Source organism: Streptomyces sp. ALI-76-A, from assembly GCF_030287445.1.
Classification (GTDB): domain Bacteria; phylum Actinomycetota; class Actinomycetes; order Streptomycetales; family Streptomycetaceae; genus Streptomyces.
In genome coordinates this window covers 553,495-570,875 of the sequence record NZ_JASVWB010000004.1, presented here as the reverse complement: position 1 = coordinate 570,875, position 17,381 = coordinate 553,495, and the positions used below count along the sequence as shown (strand labels likewise).

At 74.1% G+C, this 17,381-nt stretch carries 3 protein-coding genes; all 3 read right to left on the bottom strand.

All coding sequences use genetic code 11. The features are described from left to right. Window positions 1-384: 384 nt before the first annotated feature. Window positions 385-1,137, bottom strand: a complete 753-nt coding sequence (locus QQS16_RS38870; RefSeq protein WP_286067298.1) for a futalosine hydrolase — start codon at window positions 1,135-1,137, stop codon at window positions 385-387. Then, on the bottom strand, window positions 1,134-2,201 hold the full coding sequence (locus tag QQS16_RS38865; RefSeq protein ID WP_286067297.1) for a glucose-1-phosphate thymidylyltransferase: 1,068 nt from the start codon (window positions 2,199-2,201) through the stop codon (window positions 1,134-1,136). The genes QQS16_RS38870 and QQS16_RS38865 overlap by 4 nt, the downstream gene beginning before the upstream one ends. A 256-nt stretch (window positions 2,202-2,457) precedes the next feature. Continuing rightward, window positions 2,458-17,337, bottom strand: coding sequence for a type I polyketide synthase (locus tag QQS16_RS38860; protein WP_286067296.1), 14,880 nt, complete (start codon window positions 17,335-17,337; stop codon window positions 2,458-2,460). Between the last annotated feature and the right edge of the window lie 44 nt (window positions 17,338-17,381).

Genomic DNA, 17,381 nt, shown 5'->3' with positions numbered 1-17,381 from the left:
CACCCGATTTCGGCCCTCGGCGGCGTTGTTTGGGGAAACCCTTGGAAATCGTCCGCGGTTCGGTTTCCGCGCAGGCCGGAGCGGCGGCCGTGTGGCGGCCCGTCGCTGTACGGCCTTGCCTGCGGGCGGAGTCGGGAGCGGCTGTGCCTGTGGCCGGCCCGTGTGCCCTTCGGGGCGCGCGAGGTCCGGCGGGGCCACCCGCCAGGGGAAAGTGGCGGGCGGCCCCGCCGGACGCTCGGCCAGCGCCGGCCCGCCTCCTGCGGTGGTGTTCCTGGGCTGCTCGCCGCCGGTGTGCAGCAGCAGCCCCAGGTTCGAGGCCCGCTCCAGCGGGGAGAGCGGACTCGTCCCGCGGATCTCGCCGATCGCCGCGTCCGGCCCCGCCGGTCAGCCGTAGGGCGGCGGGGTACCTCGCGTGAGCACGGTGTGCAGGACCGCGAAGGCGTCGTGCAGGGCGGCCAGCGCCTCGGGGACGCGCCAGGCGGAGCGGTCGCGGGGGCCGACCGCGTTGGAGACGGTACGGATCTCCAGGAAGGGCGCGCCGTGGGCGGTGGCGGCCTCGGCGGCCCCGAAACCCTCCATCGCCTCGGCGGCGGCCTTGTGGCGTTCCCGCAGCGCGATGGCGCGTTCGGCGGTGCCGGTGACGGTGGAGACGGTCAGGACGGGTGCGTGGACGGCACCGAGACCGCGGGCGACGGCGGCGGCGAGGCGGGGTGCGCAGACGTGCTCGGCGGTGCCCAGGCCGAGGGAGTCGACGGGCACGAACCCGTCCGGTGTGTCGGCGCCCAGGTCGGCGGCGACGACCCGGTCGGCGACGACGACGGAGCCCAGCGCGGCGACCGGGGCGAACCCGCCCGCGATGCCGGTGGAGACGACGAGGTCGTAGGGCTCGCCGCGGGCGGTCGCCGCGGTGAGCGCGGCCGCGGTGGTGGCCGCGGAGGCGGCCGGCCCGACACCCCCGACGACGAGGTCGGCGCGGATCGGGGGGTGGCCGAGACCGTCGCCGCCCGTGGTGACGCGGACGGCGTCCCGTCCCGGTGGCGCGGGCGGCGGGACCGGGTCGGCGGGCCCGAGCCCGCGGGCGGCGGCGTCGCGTTCGGCGGCGACCGCGGTGACGACGAGGAGGCGGACCGCGCTCATGAGGAGATCTGGACCTGTCCGTGGTCGCCGATCACGAGGCGGTGGGTGGCGGGCAGCCGGGGCGCGAGGGTGACCTTGACGTTGCGCCCGACGAGGGACGCCTCCACGCGGCGGATACGGTCGAAGGAGGACTCGCGCAGGACGATGGAGTACTCGATCTCGCTGTGGCTGATCCGGCAGTCCTCGGCCACCGACGTGGACGGTCCGACGTAGGAGTCGGTGACGACGCTGCCCGCGCCGATGATGGCGGGGCCCACGATGCGCGAGCGCCGGACCTGGGCCCCGGCCTCGATCCGGACCCGCCCGATGATCTCGCTCTCCTCGTCCACGAACCCGTCGACACGGCGCTCGATGCGTTCCAGGACGGTCCGGTTGACCTCCAGCATGTCGGTGACGTTGCCGGTGTCCTTCCAGTAGCCGGTGATGACCGTGGAGCGCACGGCCATCCGCTGGTCGATCATCCACTGGAGGGCGTCGGTGATCTCCAGTTCGCCGCGGGCGGAGGGCCGGATGGCGCGCACGGCGTCGTGGACGGCGGGGTCGAACAGGTAGACACCGGCCACGGCGAGGTCGCTGCGCGGTGTCCGCGGCTTCTCCTCCAGGCCGAGGACGTTGCCCAGGTCGTCGGTCACGGCCACGCCGAAGGCGGTGGGGTCGCTGACACGGGTGAGCAGGATCTGCGCGTCGCAGGGGTTCTTGCGGAACTCCTCGACGACGTCGCCGATGCCGTCGAGGACGAAGTTGTCGCCGAGGTACATCACGAAGTCGTCGTCGCCGAGGAAGGGCCGGGCGATGAGGACGGCGTGGGCGAGCCCTAGGGGTTCGCTCTGCGGGATGTACGTGACGTCGAGCCCGAAGGCGGAACCGTCACCGACCGCCGCCTCGATCTCGTGGGCGGCGCCGCCGACGATGACGCCGGCCTCGGTGATGCCGGCGGCGGCGATGGATTCCAGGGCGTAGAAGAGGACCGGCTTGTTGGCGACCGGGACCAGCTGCTTGCTGGACGTGTGGGTGATCGGTCGCAGACGCGTACCGGATCCCCCCGCGAGCACGAGAGCCTTCACTGTTCCATCCAGGTGACAGAGGTGGACGGCCGCCGGCGCCGGGGCGGTGCGGCCGTGTGGAGCGGATCGGCGGGCGTGGCGCGCGCGGCCGGGCCGACGAGCGCCGGGTGCTTGGTCGTCGTGCGGTTCGGATGAGGTGTACGGATCGGGCGGCTGACGGCCGCAGACGGATGAGTACGGCCCGGAGCCGCAGACGGGTGAATACGGTCCGGAGCCGCCGCGACCGGATCGTGTCCGGGCGCGGCGGCCGGCCGGGTCAGGCGTCGTCGAGGTCGCCCTCCAGGAAGGCGCGGAGTTCGTCGTCGGACACCTCATCCACCGCGCTGTCCAGGTCGGGGACCCCGCCCAGTGCGGCGTCCGGTACCGGTGCCGGGCCGGCGTCGAGCCGGTCCAGGAGGGTGCGCAGCCGCAGCCGCAGCCCGTCGCGCAGTGCCGGGTCCGCGCAGGCGTCCGTGAACTGGGCCTCCAGCTCGTCCAGTCGGTCGAGGACCGGGGATACGGCGGGCGGCTCGGCGGGCGCGGTGCGCTCCAGCAGGTGCGCGGCGAGCCGTTCGGGGGTGGGGTGGTCGAACATGAGCGTCGCGGGCAGCCGGACCCCCGCCAGCGTGCTGAGCCGGTTGCGCAGTTCGACGGCGGTCAGGGAGTCGAAGCCGATGTCCAGGAAGCCCCGTTCGGGGTCGATGGAGTCCGGGGTGTCGTGGCCGATGACGAGGGCGGCCTGGGCGAGCACCGCCTCCAGTACGGCTCGGTGGCGGGCGCTCGCGTCGAGCCCGGCGAGCCGCTCGGCCAGGCCGCCCCCGGTGGGGTCGGCGGCGGGTGCCACGGGGGCCGTGCGGGCCGTGAGCCGGCCGCGGGCGGACACGAGGTCACCGAGCAGGTCGGGCACGGGGACGTCGAGGTGACGCAGCGCGCCGGTGTCCAGGTCGGCGGGGGCGAACCAGGCCCGCGTGCAGTGCAGCGCCGTGTCCAGCAGGGCGAGCGCGTCGGCGGTGGCCATGGGGCGCAGGCCGCCGCGGGTGATGCGGCGCCGGTCGGCCTCGGCCAGGGTGCCGGTCATGCCGCTGCGCTCCGCCCACAGCCCCCAGGCCAGGGACTGCACGCGGCGTCCTTCGGCGGCGGCGCGGGCGGCGAACGCGTCCAGGAAGGCGTTGGCGGCCGAGTAGTTGGCCTGTCCGGCCCCGCCGAGGGTGCCGGCGAGGGAGGAGAACAGGACGAGCGCGGCGCCGGTGTCGCGGGTGAGGTCCGCCAGGAGCACGGCGGCGTCGGCCTTGGCGCGCAGGACCGTGTCGAGGCGCTCGGGGGTGAGCGACTGCACGATGCCGTCGTCGAGGACCCCGGCGGTGTGCACAACCGCGGTCAGCGGCAGGTCCCCGGGCACCTGGGCGAGCAGGGCGGTCAGGGCGTCCCGGTCGGCCACGTCGCAGGCGGCGACGGTGACGTGGGCGCCGTGGCCGCGCAGTTCCTCGCACAGCTCGCTCATGCCCTCGGCGGCGGGCCCGCGCCGTCCGGCCAGCAGCAGCGAGCGGGTGCCGTGGGCGGTGACCAGGTGGCGGGCGACCTGACGGGCCAGGACGCCGCCCGCGCCGGTGACGAGCACCGTGCCGTCGCCGATCGCGTCGGGCGCGTCGGTGCCGGGCGTTGCCCGGGTCAGCCGGGGCACGAGGGCGGCGCCGTCCCGCAGTGCGGTCTCGCTGTCCTCGCCGGCCAGGACGGCGGGCAGCAGGGTCAGGGAGGCGGCGGTTCCGTCGTGGTCGACGAGCGCGAACCGGCCGGGGTTCTCGGCTCGCGCCGCGCGGACCAGACCCCATACGGCGGCCTGCGCGGGGTCCGTGCGGGCGGCGTCCCCCAGACCGGTGGTGACGGCGTGCCGGGTCAGCAGCACCAGCCGGGAGGCGGCGAGGGCGTCCTGCGCGAGCCACTCGGTCACCAGCCGCAGCGCGTGGCCGGTGGTGTGGCGGGCGGCCTCGGCCGGGTCGGTGTCCTGGTCCGACGCCGGCACGACGGCCAGGACGGTGCTCGGTACGGCACTCCCGGCGGTCGCCGTCACCAGCGCGGCCGGATCGGCGTGCCGCACGGCCCCCGCCAGGACCGGGTGGCCGGTGAGTTCCGCGGCCGGTCCCACGAGGTGCGGTGTGGTGAGATCCGCGGGAGGCCCGGCAGGTGCCGCCGGGACCCAGCGGAGGGTGTGCAGCGCGCCGGCGCCCGCGGCGGCCGGCAGGGCCGTGGTGTCCACGGCCCGCAGGGCGAGCGCGCCGATCTCCGCGACCGGCGCCCCGCCGCCGTCGAGGAGCGTCACCCGATGGGTGTCTTCCGCGGTGGGGGTGAGCCTGACGCGCAGGGCGGCGGGTCCGGCGCTGTGCGCGGTGACGTCCCGGAAGGTGAACGGCACCACGGTGTCCGTGCCTTCGGCGACGGTGAGGGCAACGGTGTGCAGGGCCGCGTCGAGGAGGGCGGGGTGGATGCGGAACCGGTCGGTGCCCTGGACGTGTTCGCCGTCCTCGGGGGCGATCTCCGCGTACACCGAGTCGCCGTCGCGCCAGGCGGCGCGCAGCCCGCGGAAGGCGGGCCCGTAGGCGAAGCCCCGGGCGGCGATCCGCTCGTACAGGCCGGACACGTCCACCGGAGTGGCGCCGGGCGGCGGCCAGGCGGCCGGGACGGGCTCCCCCGTGATCGCCGGACTGTCACCGAGGACGCCTTCGGCGTGCCGGGTCCAGGGCCCGTCCGCCGTGTCGCCGGTGGCGGGGCGGGAGTGCACGGTCAGGGTGCGGTCTCCCTTCTCGTCGGGTGCGGAGACACCGACCTGGATCCGCACGCCGCCGTTCTCGGGCAGCACGAGCGGGGTGTTCAGCGTGAGGTCGGTGACGCGGGCGGCTCCCACGTGGGCGCAGGCCTCCAGTGCGAGGTCCAGGAACGCGGTGCCGGGGAACAGGACCCGGCCGTCGAGGGCGTGGTCGGCCAGCCAGGGCCTGCCGTCCACGGAGACGGTCCCGGTCAGTACCAGGCCGTCCCCGTCGGCCAGCGGCACGGCCGCGGTGAGCAGCGGGTGCCGTACGGCGTCCGGGCCGGGAGTGTCGGGCCCGGACGCCTCCAGCCAGTAGCGGCGCCGCTGGAACGGGTAGGTCGGCAGGTCGGTGCGCCGGGCACCGGTGGGGGCGAACCAGGTGTCCCAGCCGACACGGTGGCCGTGGGTGTGCAGCCGGGCCAGGGCGGAGGCCAGCGACCTGCCCTCCTCGGTGTCCCGGGCCAGCGTGGGCACCAGCAGGGCGTCACTGTCGACGCACTCCCCGGCGAGCGCGGTGAGCGTGCCGCCCGGCCCGATCTCCACGTAGGTGGTGACGCCCTGCTCCTGGAGGGCGCGGATGCCGTCCCGGAAGCGGACGCTGTCGCGGACCTGGCGCACCCAGTAGGCGCCGTCGAAGGGTTCGCCGGCGGTGACGGGGCGTCCGGTGACGGTGGACACCACGGGGACGGCGGGGACCTGGTGCCGCAGGTGTGCGGTGTGCTCGGCGAAGGTGTCGAGCATGCCGTCCACGCGGTGCGAGTGGAAGGCGTGGCTGACGTTGAGCCTGCGGGTCTTGCGGCCCCGCCCGGCGAGTTCGGCGGCGAGCGCGGTGACGTCGTCCTCGTCGCCGGACAGGACGGTGCCCAGGGGGCTGTTGTCGGCGGCGACGGCCACCCGGCCCCCGTAGGAGGCGAGCAACGGTGTCACCTCCGTCACGCCGGCCTGGACGGAGATCATGGCGCCGCCCTCCGGCAGGCCGGCCATGAGCCGGCCGCGCACGGCGACCAGCCGACAGGCGTCCTCCAGGGTGAGCGCCCCGGCGACGTGCGCGGCGGCGATCTCACCGACCGAGTGGCCCAGCAGTACGTCGGGCCGTACGTCCAGGCTCTCCAGCAGCCGGAACAGGGCGACCTGTACGGCGAACAGCGCGGCCTGGGTGTAGTCGGTGCGGTCCAGCAGGGCCGCTCGCGGGCTGCCGGGCTCGGCGAACAGGACGTCCCGCAGCGGGGTGCCGAGATGTCCGTCGAGGTGGGCGCAGACCGCGTCGAGGGCGTCGGCGAACACCTCGTGGGTCTCGTACAGGGCGCGTCCGGTCTCCGGGCGCTGGGCGCCCTGGCCGGAGAAGAGGAACGCCGTCCGGCCGCCCCGGGCCCGTCCGGTGATCAGCCGCGGGTGCTCGCGGCCTTCGGCGAGGGCGGTGAGCGCCTCGGTGAGGGCGTCGCTGTCGTCGGCCACGACGGCCGCCCGGTCCTCCAGTCGGGCGCGCGTGGTGGCCAGGGACAGCGCGAGGTCGGCCGGCGAGGTCCCGGGGCGGGCCGCCATGTGGTCCAGGAGGCGGCGGGCCTGCTCGCGCAGCGCGGCAACGCCTCGGGCGGACAGCAGCCACGGCAGCGTCCGGACCGGCCTGTCACCGGACTGGGGCGAGGGCTGAGCGGGTACCTCCTCCGGCTCCTGGAGGATGACGTGGGCGTTGGTGCCGCTGACGCCGAAGGAGGACACACCGGCGCGCCGTGGACCGTCGCCCGCCTCCCACACCCGCTCCTCGGCGAGCAGGCGCACGGCGCCGCCGGACCAGTCGATGTGCGGGGAGGGGCGGTCGGCGTGCAGGGTGCGCGGCAGGACGCCGTGCCGCATCGCCATCACCATCTTGATCACACCGGCGACACCGGAGGCGGCCTGCGTGTGCCCGATGTTGGACTTCACCGCCCCGAGCCACAGCGGGCGGTCGGCGGGCCGGTCCTGGCCGTAGGTGGCCAGCAGGGCCTGCGCCTCGATCGGGTCGCCGAGCCTGGTGCCGGTGCCGTGCGCCTCGACGGCGTCGACGTCGGCCGGGGAGAGCCCGGCGGAGGCGAGGGCCTGCCGGATGACGCGCTGCTGGGCGGGGCCGCTGGGGGCGGTCAGCCCGTTGGAGGCACCGTCCTGGTTCACGGCACTGCCGGCCACGACGGCGAGCACCGGGTGCCCCTTGCGGCGGGCGTCGGACAGCCGCTCCAGCAGAAGCAGGCCGACGCCCTCGGCCCAGCCCGCCCCGTCGGCCTCGGCGGCGAACGGCTTGCAGCGTCCGTCGGGCGAGAGCGCGCGCTGCCGGCTGAACTCGACGAAGGTGTCCGGCGTGGAGATCACGGTGACGCCGCCGGCCAGGGCCAGTTCGCACTCCCCCGCCCGCAGTGCCTGCGCGGCCAGGTGCAGGGCGACCAGCGAGGAGGAGCAGGCGGTGTCGACGGTGACGGCGGGCCCTTCGAGACCGAAGGTGTAGGCGACGCGGCCGGAGGCGACACTGCTCGCGCTGCCGGTGGCCAGGTATCCCTCCAGTTCCTCGGGGGCCTGCCGGACCCTGCGGGCGTAGTCGTTGTAGTTGGAGCCCACGAACACGCCGGCCCGTGCGCCGCGCATCCCCTCCGGGTCGATCCCGGCGCGTTCGAACGTCTCCCAGGACGTCTCCAGCAGCAGCCGGTGCTGCGGGTCGATGGCGACCGCCTCGCGGGGTGAGATACCGAAGAACGCCGGGTCGAACCGGTCGGCGTCGTGCAGGAAGCCGCCGTGCCGGGCGTAGGAGTGGCCGGTCCGGTCGGGGTCGGGGTCGTACAGGGTCTCGATGTCCCAGCCGCGGTCGCCGGGGAACGGGGTGATGGCGTCCGTGCCCTCGGCGACGATCCGCCACAGATCCTCGGGTGAGGTGACCCCGCCGGGGAAGCGGCAGCCCATGCCGACGATGACCACCGGGTCGTCGTCCACCGAGGCGGTGGGCAGGGTCGAGAGGGCGGCGTCGGCGGTCTGCCCGCCGAACAGTTCGGCGTCCAGGTGGGCGGCGAGGGCGGACGCGGAGGGGTGGTCGAAGGCGAGGGTGACCGGCAGCCGGAGCCCGGTGGCCTCGGCGAAGCGGTTCCGCAGCTCCACCGCGGTCAGCGAGTCGAAGCCGAGGTCGCGGAAGGCGCGGCCCTCCGGGACGGCGTCGGCGTCCGTGTGGCCGAGGACGGCGGCGGCCTGCGTGCGGATCTCCATGACCAGGGCGGCACGGCGTTCGGCGGGGGCCAGGGCGGCGAGCCGCTTCACGAGCGGCGGCCCGTCCACGGGGTCGCTCTCCTTCTCCGTCGTCCGCTCGACGGCGCCGGCCCGGCTCTCGGGCAGTTCGCGCAGCGCGGCGAAGGCGCGGGCCGTGATGAGCTTCCAGTCGACGTCCGCCACGATGAGGAATTCCTCGTCCTGGTCCAGGGCCTTCTGCAGGGAGGCGATGGCCAGTTCGGGGTCCATCGGGGGCACACCGTCATGGCGGAGCCGCTCGGCGACCTCCTCGCCCACCATCCCGCCCCCGGCCCAGGTGCCCCAGCCGATCGACGTGGCGGGCAGACCCTCGGCCCGTCGCCGGGCGGCGAGCGCGTCGAGGTGGGCGTTGGCGGCGGCATAGCTGCCCTGCCCGGGGCCGCCCAGGGTGCCCGCCATGGAGGAGAACAGGACGAACGCGTCGAGGTCCAGATGACGGGTGGCCGCGTCGAGCGCGAGCGCCGCGTCGGCCTTGGGCCGCAGCACGTCGTGCGCCCGCTGCGGGGTGAGCGCGTCGATGAGGCCGTCGTCGATGATGCCCGCGGTGTGGAAGACGGCGGTCAGGGTGCCGCCTCCGGGCAGGTCGTCGACGAGGCGCCGCACGGCCTCCGCGTCGGACACGTCGCAGGCGACGACGCTGGCGGGGGTGCCGAGTTCCGCGAGTTCGGCCACGAGGCCGTCGGCGCCGGGGGCGTCGGGGCCGCGCCGGGAGACGAGCACCAGGTGCTCGGCGCCGCCGCGGGCGAGCCAGCGGGCGACGTGCCGGCCGAGTCCGCCGGTGCCACCGGTGACGAGCACGGTGCCGGACGGCCTCCAGGTGCCCTCGGGCCGCGGTCCGTCGCCCGCGCGCACCAGTCGGCGGGCGAAGAGCCCGGACGGCCGTAGGGCGACGTGGTCCTCCTCCAGTGCCCCGGACAGGACTGCGGCCAGCCGTCGCGCGGCCCGGGTGTCGAGCGTCTCGGGCAGGTCGACGAGTCCGCCCCAGCGCTGCGGGTACTCCAGGGCGGCGATGCGGCCGAGGCCCCAGTTCGTCGCCTGGAGGGGGCTGACGAGCGGGTCGCCGCGGTGCACGGTGACAGCGCCCCGCGTGGCGCACCACACGGGCGCGTCGATCCGCGCGTCGCCGAGGGCCTGGAGCAGGGTGGTCGTGAGCACCAGACCGGTGGGCAGTACGCCCTCACGCGACCACGGCGACTCGTCCAGCCCGAGCAGCGACAGCACGCCACCGACGGTGACACCCGCGGTCCGCTGCCGTATCAGGTCCACCATGCGCTCACGTTCGGCCTCGGCCGCCCCGACGACCAGGACGTGCGCACCGGCCGCGTACGTCTCGACGGCCTCGGTCACGTCCCGTACGAGGGGATCGGCCTCGTGTCCGGCGGGGACGACGAGCAGCCAGGTACCCGGGAGCGTGTCGACGCGGGCGGGCTGGTCGGCCCGGGGGCGCCAGATGACCCGGTAGCGCCAGCCGTCGAGGGTCGAGCGGGTGATCCGGTCCCGCCGCCAGGACGACAGGGCGGGCACGATCTCCGCCAGCGAGCGGACGTCGGCGACACCGAGATCCTCGGCCAGGGCATCGAGGTCCTGGTTCTCCACGCTGCTCCAGAAGCCGTCGTCGACGAGGTCCACAGCACCGCGCCCCGCCACGGCACCTGCCGGACGGACGACCGGTTCGAGCCAGTAGTGCCGCCGCTGGAAGGGGTAGGTGGGAAGCTCTACGCGGCGCGGAGCCAGCCCGTCGAAGGCGGCCGTCCAGTCGACATCAACGCCCCGCGCCCACGCCTCACCCATCGACACGTACAGACGCTCCAGGCCACCCTCACCCCGACGCAGAGAGCCCACCACCACCGCATCGACGCCCGCCGCCTCCACCGTCTCCGCCACCGGCACCGTCAGCACCGGATGCGGGCTCATCTCCAAGAACGCGCCATGACCATCCGCGACCAACGCGGCGATCACGGGCTCAAGCAACACCGGCTGACGCAGGTTGCGATACCAATAACCCGCATCAGTCTCACCCCCCCTGACCCACTCACCCGTCACCGTCGACAAGAACGGCACCACCGGCTCACCCGCCACGACCGGCGACAGAACCTCCCCCAACTCACCTTCAACACACTCCACATGAGCCGAGTGCGAGGCATAGTCCACCTCAATACGACGCACCCGCGTGCCCACCCTCCCCGCATGGACAACCAGTTCGTCGAGCGCGTCCGCATCCCCCGACACCACCGTCGACGAAGGCCCATTCACCGCGGCAACCGAAACACGACCCTCCCACCCGGCAATCAACCGCTCGGTGTCCCGGCGGGACAGAGCGACAGACACCATGCCACCACGCCCCGCCAACGCCACGATCGCCCTCGACCGCAACGCCACCACCCGCGCCCCGTCCTCGACACTCAACGCACCCGACACCACCGCCGCAGCGATCTCACCCTGCGAATGACCCACCACAGCAGCCGGCCGCACCCCGAACGACTCCCACACCGCCGCCAGCGACACCATCACCGCCCACAACACCGGCTGCACCACATCCACCCGATCCAGACCCGGCGCACCCACCTCCCCCCGCACCACATCCGTCAACGACCACTCCACAAACCGCGACAACGCCCCACCACACTCCGCGAACCGAGCCGCGAACACCGGCGACGACTCCAACAACTCCACCGCCATCCCCACCCACTGCGCCCCCTGCCCCGGAAACACGAACACCGGGTCGACGCTCTCGCCGATGCGTTGGGTGGTGCCCCGGGCGAGGCCGGGTGCGGTGGTGCCGGTGGCGAGGGACCGGAGTCCGGCGAGGAGGGTGTCGCGGCGGGCGCCGACGACGACCGCCCGTTCCTCCAGGGCGGCGCGGCCCGTGAGCAGAGAGTGCGCCACGTCCCCGTGGTCGGGTGCGCTGTCCGCCAGATGGGACAGCAGTCGCTCGGCCTGGGCACGCAGCGCGTCCGCGGAGCGGGCGGAGACCAGCCACGGCACGACGGTGCCGGCGGTGTCCGGGGTCGGCACGGTGGACTCCGTGTCCGGGGCGGGCTGTTCGAGGATGACGTGGGCGTTGGTGCCGCTGACCCCGAAGGAGGAGACTGCGGCACGACGGGGACGGTCGTCCGTGTGCCAGGGGCGGGAGTCGGTGAGGACCTCGACGTGTCCGGTCGACCAGTCGACGAACGGGGAGATCGCGTCGGCGTGCAGGGTCCTCGGCAGGGTGCCGTGGCGCATGGCCTGCACCATCTTGATGACGCCGGCGACACCCGAAGCGGCCTGTGTGTGGCCGATGTTGGACTTCACCGAGCCCAGCCACAGCGGACGGTCGGCGTCGTGCTCCTGGCCGTAGGTCGCGAGCAGGGCCTGCGCCTCGATCGGGTCGCCCAGCCTGGTGCCGGTGCCGTGCGCCTCCACCACGTCGATGTCCGCGGCGGACAGGCCGGCGTCCGCGAGCGCGGACCGGATGACGCGCTGCTGGGACAGGCCGTTGGGCGCGGTGAGGCCGTTGGAGGCGCCGTCCTGGTTGATGGCCGATCCCCGGACGAGGGCCAGGACCTGGTGCCCGTTGGCCCGGGCGTCCGACAGACGTTCCAGGAGCAGCACGCCCACGCCCTCGGCCATGCCCATGCCGTCGGCCTCGGCGCCGAACGCCTTGCAGCGGCCGTCCGTCGCCAGACCGCGCTGGCGGCTGAAGCCCACCAGGCCGATCGGTTCGCCCATCACGGCGGCGCCGCCGGTCAGGGCGAGGGAGCACTCGCCGGAGCGCAGCGAGCGGATGGCCAGGTGCATGGCGACGAGTGCGGAGGAGCAGCCGGTGTCCAGCGTCACGGCCGGCCCCTCCAGGCCCAGGGTGTAGGAGACGCGGCCGGAGGCGATGCTGGTGACGGTGCCGGTGATCAGGTGCCCTTCCAGCCCTTCGGGCGCCTCGCCGCTCGCACCGTAGCCCTGGTGGGACACGCCGACGAAGACGCCGGTGTCGCTGCCCCGCAGACTGTCGGGGGCGATGCCGCCGCGCTCCAGGGTCTCCCAGCTGGTCTCGAGCAGCAGCCGCTGCTGCGGGTCCATCGCCGTCGCCTCACGAGGTGAGACACCGAAGAAGCCGGCGTCGAACTCGGCGGCGTCGTGGAGGAATCCGCCTTCCCGGGCGTATGTGGTGCCGGGCCGGTCCGGGTCGGGGTCGTACAGGTTCACCACGTCCCAGCCGCGGTCGACGGGCAGGTGGGAGATGGCGTCGGTCTCGTCCAGGACGAGCCGCCAGAAGTCGTCGGGCGTCTGCGCTCCGCCGGGGAAGCGGCAGCCCATCGAGACGATCGCGATGGGTTCGTTCTCGTGCGCCGGGCGGTTCACCGGCGTGGCGGGCAGGGCGGCGGCCCGGTCCTCAGACGCGTCGGCGGCGAGGTGTCCGAGCAGGTGCTGGACGAGGTCGTGCACATTGGGGTGGTCGAAGACGATCGTCGCGGGGAGGGTCAGTCCGGTCGCCGAGTTGAGGCGGTTGCGCAGTTCGACGGCGGTGAGGGAGTCGAACCCCAGCTCGCGAAACGCCCGTTGGGGTGCGATGTCGGTGCCGTCGGCGTGGCCGAGGACGGATGCGACCTGGGCGCGCACGAGGTCGGTGAGGGTCCGGACGCGCTCGGCGCCCGACAGGGCCGCGAGTTCCGCGCGCAGTCCGCCGAGCCGTTCTGCGACCTCGGTCCCCTCGGGTTCGCCGGCCTTCGTGGCTTCGGCGACCTCGGGGATCTCGTGCAGCAGCGGCCGGGGGTGCGCGGCGGTGAAGACGGGAACGAAGCGTTCCCAGTCGATGTCGGCGACGGCGAGGAAGGTCTCGTCGTGGTCGAGAGCCTGCTGGAGTCCGTTGACGGCCAGTTCGGCGTCCATGAAGGGGATGCCGCGCCACCGCAGCTGCTCACGCACGACGTTGACGGCCATCCCGCCGCCCTCGGGGCTCCAGATGCCCCATGCGATGGACGTCCCGGTCAGGCCGCGCGCCCTGCGGTGCTCGGCGAGCGCGTCGACGTAGGCGTTGGAGGCCGAGTAGGCGCCGTGGTCGCCGCTGCCCCAGGTGCCGGCGACGGACGAGTAGAGGACGAAGGCGTCCAGCCGGTCGTGGTCGAAGACGGCGTCGAGGTTCGCCGCGCCGAGCAGCTTGGCGCGGGCGCCCTCGGCGAAGAAGTCGAGCTCGGTCTCCGCGAGGGGGGCGAGCATGCCGACGCCGGCGGTGTGCACGACGGTCCGGACGGCGGGCCCGTCCGACTCGATCTCCTCCACCAGGCGTTCCAGGGCCTCACGGTCGGCCACGTCGCAGGCCGCGATGGTGACCCGGCAGCCCAGCGCGGTCAGTTCCTCCCGCAGCTCGGCCGCTCCGGGCGCGTCCGGCCCACGGCGGCTGGTCAGCACCAGGTGCTCGGCGCCCCTGCGGGCGAGCAGCCGGGCCGTGTGGGCGCCGAGGCCACCGGTTCCGCCGGTGACGAGCGCGGCGCCGCTGGTGCGCCACGCGCGCGGCGCGGTCCGGCCGGCGAGCGGCGCCCGGACCAGGCGGCGGATGTGCGCGGCCCGGCCGCGCAGCGCCGTCTGGTCCTCGTCGGCGTGGGCGGCGAGCACCGCGACGAGTCCACGCGCGGTGTCCTCGTCCAGCTCGGCGGGCAGGTCGACGAGTCCGCCCCACCGCCGGGGCTGCTCCAGCGCGACGACCCGGCCGAATCCCCACAGGGCGCCCTGGAGCGGGTTGCGGACGGCGTCACCGGTGCCGGTGGCGACGGCTTCGCTGGTCAGAATCCACAGTCTGGCGTCCATCTCGGTGTCCAGCAGTGCCTGGAGCAGGACGAGGGAGGAGGTCATGCCGGCGGTGGCACCCGGGTGACCGGGGGCGGCCCGCTCGTCGAGCGCGAGCAGGGAGACCACGCCCTGCACGGGTGCGGGCGCCGTGACGGACACGGCGTCCGTGAGGCGTGCGGCGGCTCGTCCCCGGTCCAGGTCACCGGCGTCCATGACGAGGGTGACCGTGGACGCGCCCGCCCGGCCGAGGGCCCGGCTGACGTCCGCGACCAGAGAGGAGCCCAGGTGCGTTTCGGGGACGGCGAGGAGCCAGGTGCCGTTCAGGGTGCCGGCGGCGGGCAGGTCGTAGGGCCGCCAGACCACCCGGTAGCGCCAACTGTCGACCGTGGCCCGGTCCTTGCCCGCCCGTCGCCACGCGGACAGCGCCGGGACGATCTCACCGAGTCCCTCGGCCGTCTCCGGTCCCAGTCCCAGCGTCCGGGCGATTTCCTGTGGGTCTCCTTCCTCCACGGTCCGCCAGAACTGCTCCTCCACCGGATCGGCGGCGGCGTGCTGCCCGGACTTCGACGGCGCGTCCAGCCAGTAACGCCGCCGCTGGAAGGGGTAGGTGGGAAGCTCGACGCGGCGCGGAGTCAGCCCGTCGAAGGCGGCCGTCCAGTCGACATCAACGCCCCGCGCCCACGCCTCACCCATCGACACGTACAGACGCTCCAGGCCACCCTCACCCCGACGCAGGGAACCCACCACCACCGCATCGACGCCCGCCGCCTCCACCGTCTCCGCCACCGGCACCGTCAGCACCGGATGCGGGCTCATCTCCAAGAACGCGCCATGACCATCCGCGACCAACGCGGCGATCACGGGCTCAAGCAACACCGGCTGACGCAGGTTGCGATACCAGTAACCCGCATCAGTCTCACCCCCCCTGACCCACTCACCCGTCACCGTCGACAAGAACGGCACCACCGGCTCACCCGCCACGACCGGCGACAGAACCTCCCCCAACTCACCTTCAACACACTCCACATGAGCCGAGTGCGAGGCATAGTCCACCTCAATACGACGCACCCGCGTGCCCACCCTCTCCGCGTGGACAACCAGTTCGTCGAGCGCGTCCGCGTCCCCCGACACCACCGTCGACGAAGGCCCATTCACCGCGGCAACCGAAACACGACCCTCCCACCCGGCAATCAACCGCTCGGTGTCCCGACGGGACAGAGCGACAGACACCATGCCACCACGCCCCGCCAACGCCACGATCGCCCTCGACCGCAACGCCACCACCCGCGCCCCGTCCTCGACACTCAACGCACCCGACACCACCGCCGCAGCGATCTCACCCTGCGAATGACCCACCACAGCAGCCGGCCGCACCCCGAACGACTCCCACACCGCCGCCAGCGACACCATCACCGCCCACAACACCGGCTGCACCACATCCACCCGATCCAGACCCGGCGCACCCACCTCCCCCCGCACCACATCCGTCAACGACCACTCCACAAACCGCGACAACGCCCCACCACACTCCGCGAACCGAGCCGCGAACACCGGCGACGACTCCAACAACTCCACCGCCATCCCCACCCACTGCGCCCCCTGCCCCGGAAACACGAACACCGGGTCGACGCTCTCGCCGGGACTCGTGGTGAGACCGCGTGCGGTATGGGCGGGCTGTTCGCCGCGGGCCAGGGCGCGCAGGGCGTTGAGCAGGGTGTCGCGGTCGGCGCCGACGACGACCGCCCGTTCCTCCAGGGCGGCGCGGCCCGTGGCGAGGGTGTGGGCGACGTCCGCGATGCCGAGGTCCGCGGACGGCACGCGCTCGGCGAGCCGCTGCGCCTGTTCCCTCAGCGCGGTCTCCGAGCGTGCGGACAGCAGCCACGGGACGACGGCGCCGGGCCGTACGGCAACGGGGGCCTGCGGCTGCTCGATGGCGGGTGCCTGTTCGATGACGACGTGGGCGTTGGTGCCGCTGCCGCCGAAGGAGGAGACGCCGACGCGGCGCGGCCGGTCGTGCTGGGGCCACTCGACGGCCTCGGTGAGCAGGCGCAGGGTTCCGGCGGACCAGTCGACGTGCGGGGTGAGCTCGTCGGCGTGCAGGGATCTGGGGAGGATGCCGTGCCGCAGGGCCTCGACCATCTTGATGACGCCGGCGACACCCGAAGCGGCCTGCGTGTGGCCGATGTTGGACTTCAGGGAGCCGATCCACAGCGGACGGTCGGCGTCGCGTTCCTTGCCGTACGTGGCGAGCAGGGCCTGCGCCTCGATCGGGTCACCCAGCCTGGTCCCGGTGCCGTGCGCCTCCACCACGTCCACGTCCGCCCCCGACAACCCGGCGTCCGCCAGCGCCGCGCGGATGACCCGCTGCTGCGAGGGACCGTTGGGCGCGGTCAGCCCGTTGGAGGCGCCGTCCTGGTTGATGGCCGAGCCCCGTATCACCGCGAGGACCTGGTGGCCCTGCGCCCGCGCGTCCGACAACCGCTCCAGCAGCAGCACGCCCACGCCCTCGCCCCAGCCGGTGCCGTCGGCTCCGGCGGCGAAGGGCTTGCAGCGGCCGTCGGGCGCGAGACCGCGCTGGCGGCTGAACTCGATGAAGTTGCGCATGGTGGCCATGACGGTGGCGCCGCCGGCGACCGCCATCGAGCACTCACCCGAGCGCAGGGCGCGGACCGCGAGATGCAGGGCGACCAGCGAGGACGAGCACATGGTGTCGAGGCTGACGGCGGGACCTTCGAAGCCGAGGCTGTAGGCGATACGGCCGGACAGGACCGCGGCGGAACCGCCGGTGAGGAGGTGGCCCTCGACGCCCTCGGGGGCGCCGGTGCCGTCGACGGCGTACGCCTGGTTGCTGGCGCCGATGAAGACGCCGGTGGAGCTGCCGCGCAGGGTGGTGGGGTCGATGCCGGCCCGTTCGAAGGCTTCCCAGGTGGTCTCCAGCAGCAGCCGCTGCTGGGGGTCCATCGCCGTCGCCTCACGCGGTGAGATCTCGAAGAAACCGGCGTCGAACTCGGCGGCGTCGTGCAGGAAGGCGCCCTGGCGGACGTAGCTCGTACCGAGCCGCTCGGGGTCCGGGTCGTACAGGGCGTCGATGTCCCAGCCCCGGTCGGTCGGCAGGTCCGAGACGGTGTCGACGCCGTCGGCCACGACCTGCCACAGGTCCTCGGGGGTGCGCACGCCGCCGGGCATTCGGCAGGCGGTCGCCACGACGGCGATGGGTTCGTGCGCCCGCGTCTCCAGGTCGGTGAGCCGGCGCCGGGTCTGACGCAGGTCGGTGGTGACGCGCTTGAGGTACTCGCGGAGCTTGTCCTCGGTGTTGTCCGTGTTGCCCATGGCAGTCAGCCCTTCGAGAATCGGGAGATCGTGTCGGGGGACCG

Bases quoted from the DNA above. Each gene is read 5' to 3' on its own strand.
- QQS16_RS38860 (WP_286067296.1), bottom strand. From the start codon at position 17,337: ATGGGCAACACGGACAACACCGAGGACAAGCTCCGCGAGTACCTCAAG.
- QQS16_RS38870 (WP_286067298.1), bottom strand. From the start codon at position 1,137: ATGAGCGCGGTCCGCCTCCTCGTCGTCACCGCGGTCGCCGCCGAACGC.